This window comes from Acinetobacter sp. GFQ9D191M (assembly GCF_011174875.1).
Lineage (GTDB): Bacteria > Pseudomonadota > Gammaproteobacteria > Pseudomonadales > Moraxellaceae > Acinetobacter.
Genome location: NZ_JAALGV010000050.1, coordinates 1 through 8,438, shown reverse-complemented (window position 1 = coordinate 8,438; position 8,438 = coordinate 1). Strand labels below are relative to the sequence as shown.

The window sequence follows — 8,438 nt, the reverse complement described above, 5'->3', positions numbered from 1 at the left end:
CAACCACAAAAGTTAATCGACGACTCACTTCAGATTTCAGTATCTAAGCAAGCTAAGCTGCTGAAAGTCTCCCGTGGTTGTTATTACTATCGCCCAAAACCTGTGAGTGCATCAGATCTGAAGCTGATGCGATGTATTGATGAATTACATATGCAATACCCTTTTGCAGGTAGCCGTATGATGCGTGATTTGTTGAATCGTCAAGGACATCATATAGGACGACGTCATACACGTACTTTAATGAAGAAAATGGGTATTCAGGCGTTATATTGCAAACCAAATTTAAGCCAGGCTAATCAAGCTCACCGTAAATATCCATATCTGCTCAAAGGATTGGCTATTCAGCGCAGTAATCAAGTGTGGTCTACGGATATAACGTATATCCCTATGGCAAAAGGCTTTGTTTATTTATGTGCTGTGATTGATTGGCATAGCCGCAAGGTACTTGCGCATAGGGTATCGATTAGTATGGAGGTGGATTTTTGTATTTCGGCTTTAAATGAAGCGATTGAAAAATATGGTCGACCTGAAATATTTAATACAGACCAAGGCAGCCAGTTTACCAGTGATGCATTTATTGATGTATTGAAATCAAATGGCATTCAAATCAGTATGGATGGTAAAGGTCGATGGGTAGATAATGTGATGGTTGAACGATTATGGCGGAGCGTTAAATATGAAGAGGTGTATCTCAAAGCTTATAGCAGTGTCACAGATGCGAAAAAGCAATTAAGTGCATATTTTGAGTTTTATAATTTGAAACGACCTCATTCGAGTCTGGACAAAATGACTCCAGATGAGTTTTACTATGACCAGCTACCACAACAAAATAAGGTAGCTTAACTAGAGCAGAGTATCACTTATAAATAAGCTTTTAGTTGTTCAAACATGTGGGACCACCTCTTTTACACCTCACTATGTGCATATCAACTCACTCATCAAAATAAGCCAACAATTCAAATTAAGGAATCATCGGCTTAAGCAGGATTCGAGTTAAATAAGCTTTCAAAATAGCTTGATACACTAAAGCTATTTTAAGCAGGCAATGAATATGAAAGAAAACGCTAAAGAAAAATAAAAAAAACAGCGTATGATTTACTCAATGGAATTTTAGATGATGCAGACAAGATGATCCGTAATGATTGGTCACGTGCCGAAATACAAGAAATTTATGACTTGCCTTTAATGGATTTACTGTTTCAGGCACAGCAAATTCATCGCCAAAACTTTGAACCGAATACTGTTCAGGTCAGTACTCTGCTTTCAATTAAAACGGGCCGTTGTCCGGAAGATTGTAAATACTGTTCGCAATCTGCACATTACGATACTGATCTGGAAATTGAAAAACGCGTAGAAGTACAAAAGGCGATTGCTGAAGCCAAACAGGCCAAAGCTTCCGGTTCGACCCGTTTCTGCATGGGCGCAGCATGGCGTAATCCGCATGAACGCGATATGCCGTATGTGCTGGAACTGGTGCAGGAAGTCAAGAAACTGGGCATGGAAACCTGTATGACCCTAGGAATGCTGAATGCCTCACAAGCGGAACGTCTGAAAGATGCAGGGCTAGATTATTATAACCACAACCTTGATACCTCACGTGAATATTATGCCAATGTCATCAGTACACGTAGCTTTGATGACCGCTTAAATACGCTTGATCATGTGCGTAATGCCGGAATTAATGTCTGTAGTGGCGGTATTGTCGGCTTGGGCGAAGGCGTACAAGACCGAGTCGGTTTGTTATTTGAACTAGCGACTATGCCGATTCACCCGGGTTCGGTGCCCATAAATATGCTGGTTCCTATTGAAGGCACACCACTGGCCGATGTTGAAAAACTGGATGTGATTGACTGGATTCGTACTATTGCGGTAGCACGGATTATTATGCCGAAGAGTTATATCCGCTTGTCGGCAGGTCGTGAATCTCTCTCTGACTCTGATCAGGCACTGGCATTTATGGCTGGAGCTAACTCATTATTTTCAGGTGATAAATTGCTTACTGCCCCGAACAGTGGTGAAGGTAAAGACAAAGCCTTGTTTGCTAAATTAGGCTTAAAAGCTGAAGCTGCCAAGAAAACAGCTAAAGAATTGGCTGTAGATGCGATGCAACCTGCTTAATTAATCGTGTAACAAACAGGGATCATTTCAACTTGAATTGGTCCCTTTTTTATTGGAACAGACAAAATGAAGATACTGATGATTACGGGTTGGGGGCTAGGAACAGCGGTCTTAACCCCGTTTGTAGAACAGTTGCGGCAGCAGCATCAAGTTAAAGTATGGGATATTTTCGATCCTAACGTAGAAAGTCTTTTGGCCGAAAAAGTCAGGCAGGCGAGTTCGTTTGATGTCTTGATGGGGTGGTCTTTGGGTGGACAGTTGGCACTTTTGCTGGCTAATGAAATCCAGCAACAACTGAAAATTGCCAAGCCAGTGATTTGCTGTATGTCAAATCCCTGTTTCGTGGCCAACGAAGCATGGCCACAGGCAATGCCAGTTGAACAATATACACAATTTAAATCCTCCATACTGGCTGATCCAAAACGCGGGATGCAGCGCTTCTGTACCTTGGTCACTTTAGCTGGCGCAGCAGCGCGTGAACGTACAAAATTATTGCACCAACAGTTAAATAGTATTGATTTAAACTATCAGGTTAAGCATCTTTATCTATTGCAGCAATTAAATCTAGTGGATATCTTAAAAAATCATTCAGTCAAGATGCTATTTATATTTTCTGAGAATGATATGTTGGTTCCTTACAAAGTTAGTCAAGAATCTGTGTTTTTAACAACCCAAAATCTGAATTTGGTAAAAATACAGGGCACGCACGATGCCATCCTTTTTGATACCAATTTACTCGTTGAGCCAATTTTAAAATTTTTAGCCGATCTGGCTTAAGCAAAAAGAGATTGGTAGTTCTTGACGTTTTATTTTCAGATTTAACGCGCTAAGATCAGTTTTAGTTTTAATAATTGGGGTAAATTCTGTGCAGGACGCTTTTGATCAACAGCATATTTGGCATCCTTATACCTCCATGACACAACCGTTGCCATGTTACAAAGTTAAAGCTGCACATGGTGCAGTCATTGAACTTGAAGATGGTACCGAGCTGATTGATGGCATGTCGTCCTGGTGGTGCACAATTCACGGTTATAATCATTCTGAACTCAATCAGGCCGTAACAAAACAATTAGAGTCGATGTCACATATCATGTTTGGTGGTTTGACTCATCAGCCTGCGATTGATGTATCTAAACTGCTACTCGAGATCACGGCGCCTGAACTGGATAAAATTTTCTTTGCCGATTCCGGCTCGGTCGCGGTTGAGGTGGCGTTGAAAATGGCTGTGCAATATTGGAATGCACGTCAGCAACCACAAAAAACTAACTTTGTTACCACACGCTCTGGCTATCATGGCGACACCTGGAATGCCATGTCGGTTTGTGATCCTGTAACTGGTATGCATCAAATTTTTGGTTCGAGTTTGCCGAACCGTTTATTTGTTCCGGCACCTCAAAGCCGTTTTGATGGGGCATGGCAACCCGAAGATATACAGCCACTTGAGCGCCTGCTGGTACAGCAGCATCAACAGATTGCTGCCATGATCATTGAGCCGATTGTGCAAGGTGCAGGCGGGATGCGTTTCTATCATCCAGAATATTTAAAGCAAGCTAAGTTGTTGTGTGAAAAGTACGATGTACTGCTGATTTTAGATGAAATTGCCACCGGTTTTGGCCGCACTGGAAAACTATTTGCTTATGAGCACGCTCAGGTCACACCAGACATTATGTGTATCGGTAAGGCATTGACTGGTGGTTATATGACCTTGTCAGCGACCTTAACCACTCGCCATGTAGCACAGACGATTTCAAGTGGTGAAGCGGGTGTGTTCATGCATGGCCCAACTTTTATGGCTAATCCGTTGGCCTGTGCGGTCGCATTAAAAAGTACCCAGTTGTTACTGGCTCAAGACTGGCAGACGCGTATTCAACAGATTGAAAGTACACTAGAACAGTATTTACTGGATTTAAAATCCTTGGCACAAGTCAAAGATGTGCGTGTTCTCGGCGCAATTGGCGTGGTTGAGCTACATCAAACTATTGATTTGGCGCGTTTTCAGGCTGAATGTGTATGCCGTGGCGTCTGGATTCGTCCTTTTGGCCGTCTGGTCTATGTCATGCCGCCATATGTAATTTCAACACAGCAACTTGAAACTTTATTAAAGCATATGCGGGAGATGATTCAGCAGATAGAGGCAGTAGCATGAACCATCTTGAGCATTTCCAGCAGCAGCTAGATGACTTGAAACAGCAAGGGCAATATCGCCAGTTTAAGTCCAATATTTCTAGCCAGCCACGATTGCAACTCAATGGCCAAGAGATGCTGAATCTGGCATCCAATGACTATTTAGGTCTGGCATCCAACTTAACGCTACGTGAAGAATTTTTTGACCTCACGCCGATGTCTGAGCGATATATGAGTTCAAGCTCTTCACGTTTACTGACAGGAAACTTTCCCAATTTTGAACAACTTGAAGCACAGATGTCACAGGCTTTTGGACGTTCAGTACTGCTGTTTAATAGTGGTTATCACATGAATATCGGGATTCTTCCTGCGCTCAGTAATGCTAAAACCATGATCATTGCTGACAAACTGGTACATGCCAGTATTATCGACGGGATTCGTTTATCTAAAGCTGGCTATGTGCGTTACCGCCATAATGACCTGCAGCATTTGACTCAGTTTTTAGAAAAATATCAGTCAGATGAATCTATCCAGCGCATCATTGTGGTAACTGAATCAATTTTCAGTATGGATGGGGATGAAACAGATTTAGCTGCTTTGGTGGCATTAAAACAGCAGTTTGCAAAAGTCATGCTTTATGTCGATGAGGCACATGCAATTGGTGTGCGCGGTGAACGTGGATTGGGCTGCGCAGAACAGTATCAAGTATTGGATCAAATTGATTTCCTAGTCGGTACCTTTGGCAAGGCTTTGGCTTCAGTTGGTGGTTATCTGGTCTGTGCGCCAGTGATTCGTGACTATCTGATCAATAGCATGCGACCTTTAATTTTTAGTACCGCCCAGCCGCCACTATGTATGGCCTGGACTAGATTTATTTTTCAAAAGGTAGAGCAGCTTCAGGCAGAACGAGTACATTTGGCAGCATTGGCTGTACGCTGTCAGCAGGGCATTCAAGACTTGGGATATCACTGTCCGTCAACCTCGCAAATTGTGCCGGTACTGATTGGTGAGGCAAAACGCACCATTCAGGCGACTGAAATTATGCAACAGCAGGGGTTTTATGTGCTGCCAGTACGTCCGCCAACGGTTCCTGCCAACACCTCCAGACTCAGAATTTCCCTGAACCAGAACATTTCTGCGGATGAGCTGGACGCATGTCTGCAGGTGCTGAGGAATTTACCGCGATGAACAGCAAACAGATTGCCCAGCGTTTTGCTCAGGCAAATCTCAGTTATGAACAGCATGCGCTGGTACAAAGTACCGTAGCTGCAGAGTTGATGCATTTCATGCAGCAGCATGTGGCACAACCACATTTGCAACGGGTATTGGAAATTGGCTGCGGTTCAGGATTGTTTACCCGGCTTTTTATGCAGCATTATAGCTTTGATCATTTATTTTTAAATGACCTATATGTCGAAGTGAAGCAGCACTTCCCGGAAGCTAATCGGCTTTTGTGGGAGATTGGTAATATTGAAACCTTGCCACTGCCTCAGTCTCTGGACATGGTGTTGTCTTGTTCTGCATTGCAATGGATCTCGGATTTAAAAGCATTATTGCTCAACATTGCGGAGGTCTTAAATCCCTCTGGGCATCTGTGTTTTGCCAGTTATACTGAGAATAATTTAAAGGAAATTAAGGCACTGACCGGACAGGGCTTGGATTATCTGCCTTTAGCGAAGGTCTGTGAACTGCTCCAATCCTTAGGCTTTGATATTCTGCTGCAGATAGAAAAACAGATGACCTTATATTTTGAGCATCCGAAACAGGTGTTACAGCATATCAAAGCCACTGGTGTGCAGGCGACGGCACAGGGGTTTCGGTGGACAAAATCGTCATTACAGGATTTTTATACCGGCTATCAACAATTCCAAGATCCTAAAAGCAAACAGTATGTACTTACTTATCATCCGATTTATGTCATTGCACGGAAGACAGCATGAGCGCACAGATTTATTTTGTCAGCGGCATTGATACCGCAATTGGTAAAACCTTTACTACTGGTTTCTTGGCCAAAATTTGGAATGAGCAGGGTATTCGTACTATAACCCAAAAGCTGATCCAGACCGGAAATGTCGATATATCAGAAGATATCGAACAGCATCGTGCAATTATGGGTTGTGGACTGTTACCGGAAGACCAGCAAAAACTGACCATGCCGGAAATTTTTACGTATCCGGCTTCACCGCATCTTGCTGCGCGTCTAGATGGGAGAGCCATTAATTTTGAACAGATTCAGCAGGCCACCGAACAGCTGGCTGCGGGCTATGACTGTATTTTGCTGGAAGGTGCAGGTGGTCTAATGGTGCCCTTAACCGAAGAGTTCCTAACTATTGATTATATTCAGACACATAATTATCCGGTGATTCTGGTCACTTCAGGGCGTTTGGGTAGTATTAATCATACCTTGCTGAGTCTTGAGTTGTTAAAACTCCGCGGGATTCGATTACATGCCATTGCTTTTAATCATGCAGATAACTCCAAAGATCCCTTGATCGCTGAAGATACCATTGCTTACTTAAAACAGTATTTGCAGCGTGATTTTGCTGATACGACATGGGTTGATATTCCAGCTTTAAATTTAGCCCCGTCTATCCATGAGTAAATGATCAGCTTACAGAGGGGCTGATATGAATGCTTAAATTGTACTAGCTCAAACCTGATCTGACAGTTACCCATTTTTTATTGTGCCTGTCAGGTTAAATTTGAGCTAAATTTTTCTCAGCCCAAATCCGTTTTCCATCAAGTAAAGTTTCAAGTGGTGTACGACCACAGCACATTTTTCCTTGATGAGTCCGTTCAGTATTATAGAATTTCAGCCAATCGTCTAGATCAACCTGTAATTCTTCCAATGAGCTATAAAGCTTCTTCCTGAATGAACCGTACCGGGTTTGTCGGAGACCAACTTTCCTGAGATGAGAAGCATTGCTTCGCACGACGTAGCGAAGCGTAGTGTTCCGATGAAAAAAGTAAAATATACCCCTGAAATCAGAGATAGAGCGGTTCAATTATTGATTGACTACCAAGACGGTATCTCAGGTGAGTGACTTTACGTATATTCAAACAAATTCAGGCTGGGTCTATACCGCCTTTATTATTGATGTGTTCTCACGAGCAATTGTTGGATGGAAAGTATCAACACGTATGAATACAGATATGGTGCTCGATGCACTGGAGCAAGCATTGCACGATTGAGGTATGCCAAGGAATGTGATTCATCATTCCCATAGAGGTGTTCAATACCTTTCCATTCGCTATACCAATCGTTTAGGAGCAGAAAATTTACGAGCATCAATCGGTACAACGGGGACTCATACGATAATGCTTTGGCTGAAACAGTGAATGGCTTATACAAAACAGAGATGATTGAATATTTAAAAGCAGATTGGCAAAGTTTAGCAGATGTACAACTTGCGACATTAAATTGGGTAGATTGGTTTAATAAAAAGCATGTACACAGTGCACTAGGTTATGTATCGCCTTTTGAGTTTGAAGCAATGTACTATGATAAGATTAACCCGTTAGGTCAGGTGGCCTAACTTAAATAAAAAAATCTCCGATAAATCCGGTAAGGTTCAAAATGCGATTTATGGCTTTTTTATGTAAAAAAAAGTAATATCTGTTTTATTGTTAAATTATAACAATTAGTATAAATACACCTATGATTTACAGATGAAAAAGGTAGTTAAATGAAATATTTTCTAAGTTTAACTTTGTTAGTTTTAGCAATGACTGGGTGTACTTCGAGTCCAAAGACTGAAACTTTACAAGATAAGGCTACAAGCAATACTTCAGCTGATACGCAGGTCCTTAAATTTTCTGGTCCAAATGGTTTATTAATTTTTCTGAAATCATCGGATAACTTTGAAACTGCTTTAATGACTGATAACTCAGGCATGGTATATAGTTTAAAGCAAACAGTTGCTGGTAGTGGTATTCGTTTAGCTAATAATAATGGAGTTTCAATTCACTTTAAACGTGGTGAAGGGGTTGTTGAATTTGTAAAAGACCAGCCAATCAGCATTACTGAAGTAAAATAATAAGGTTTAAACTTTAAGAGAACCCCACACCATAATCTACATACCGAAAGTTGGACACTATTCCTTGAAATGTGGTCAAACATGATCAAGGACTAATTCGCACTCTGTTAATGGGTGAATTCAAACATGAGGTGCGACTTTTGCATGTAGTTTTTTTAG

8 protein-coding genes and 2 pseudogenes are annotated in these 8,438 nt (G+C 41.8%); 9 read left to right on the top strand and 1 reads right to left on the bottom strand.

Going from position 1 to position 8,438, the window contains the following annotated elements; translation table 11 throughout:
- From G5T77_RS08425 to bioD, 7 genes are all read left to right on the top strand, one after another.
- Positions 1-843 (top strand): IS3-like element ISAba14 family transposase (locus G5T77_RS08425; RefSeq protein ID WP_166236207.1); only part of this gene is annotated, 843 nt, incomplete at its 5' end.
- Between the two features lie 285 nt (positions 844-1,128).
- Positions 1,129-2,118 (top strand): biotin synthase BioB, encoded by a 990-nt coding sequence (bioB, locus tag G5T77_RS08420; RefSeq protein WP_004812090.1) that lies wholly within the window; start codon positions 1,129-1,131, stop codon positions 2,116-2,118.
- 66 nt (positions 2,119-2,184) lie between these two features.
- A complete protein-coding gene (locus tag G5T77_RS08415) occupies positions 2,185-2,895 on the top strand; it encodes an alpha/beta hydrolase (RefSeq protein ID WP_166134626.1) in 711 nt (236 codons plus the stop codon).
- A gap of 88 nt (positions 2,896-2,983) precedes the next feature.
- Positions 2,984-4,264 (top strand): adenosylmethionine--8-amino-7-oxononanoate transaminase, encoded by a 1,281-nt coding sequence (gene bioA, locus G5T77_RS08410; RefSeq protein WP_166134629.1) that lies wholly within the window; start codon positions 2,984-2,986, stop codon positions 4,262-4,264.
- Positions 4,261-5,430: an 8-amino-7-oxononanoate synthase gene (locus tag G5T77_RS08405; protein ID WP_114541439.1), complete on the top strand. Its 1,170-nt coding sequence runs from the start codon at positions 4,261-4,263 to the stop codon at positions 5,428-5,430. Before bioA ends, G5T77_RS08405 begins: the two co-directional genes overlap by 4 nt.
- Entirely contained in the window at positions 5,397-6,182 is a 786-nt protein-coding gene (gene bioC / locus G5T77_RS08400) for a malonyl-ACP O-methyltransferase BioC (RefSeq protein WP_166134632.1), read from the top strand. The genes G5T77_RS08405 and bioC overlap by 34 nt, the downstream gene beginning before the upstream one ends.
- Positions 6,179-6,844, top strand: a complete 666-nt coding sequence (gene bioD, locus G5T77_RS08395) for a dethiobiotin synthase (RefSeq protein ID WP_166134635.1) — start codon at positions 6,179-6,181, stop codon at positions 6,842-6,844. Before bioC ends, bioD begins: the two co-directional genes overlap by 4 nt.
- 94 nt (positions 6,845-6,938) lie before the next feature.
- Here bioD and G5T77_RS08390 read toward each other — a convergent pair.
- Positions 6,939-7,118 (bottom strand): annotated as a pseudogene (locus G5T77_RS08390) (IS481 family transposase); the annotation flags it as partial.
- A 160-nt stretch (positions 7,119-7,278) separates the two neighbouring features.
- On the opposite strand from G5T77_RS08390, the pseudogene G5T77_RS08385 reads away from it, so the two are divergent.
- Both G5T77_RS08385 and G5T77_RS08380 read left to right on the top strand, forming a co-directional pair.
- Positions 7,279-7,778: pseudogene (locus G5T77_RS08385) on the top strand (IS3 family transposase); the annotation flags it as partial.
- 150 nt (positions 7,779-7,928) lie between these two features.
- Positions 7,929-8,279: a hypothetical protein gene (locus tag G5T77_RS08380; RefSeq protein WP_166134638.1), complete on the top strand. Its 351-nt coding sequence runs from the start codon at positions 7,929-7,931 to the stop codon at positions 8,277-8,279.
- Positions 8,280-8,438 lie beyond the last annotated feature (159 nt).

Bases quoted from the DNA above. Each gene is read 5' to 3' on its own strand.
- bioD (WP_166134635.1), top strand. From the start codon at position 6,179: ATGAGCGCACAGATTTATTTTGTCAGCGGCATTGATACCGCAATTGGT.
- G5T77_RS08405 (WP_114541439.1), top strand. From the start codon at position 4,261: ATGAACCATCTTGAGCATTTCCAGCAGCAGCTAGATGACTTGAAACAG.
- bioC (WP_166134632.1), top strand. From the start codon at position 5,397: ATGTCTGCAGGTGCTGAGGAATTTACCGCGATGAACAGCAAACAGATT.
- bioB (WP_004812090.1), top strand. From the start codon at position 1,129: ATGATCCGTAATGATTGGTCACGTGCCGAAATACAAGAAATTTATGAC.
- G5T77_RS08380 (WP_166134638.1), top strand. From the start codon at position 7,929: ATGAAATATTTTCTAAGTTTAACTTTGTTAGTTTTAGCAATGACTGGG.
- G5T77_RS08415 (WP_166134626.1), top strand. From the start codon at position 2,185: ATGAAGATACTGATGATTACGGGTTGGGGGCTAGGAACAGCGGTCTTA.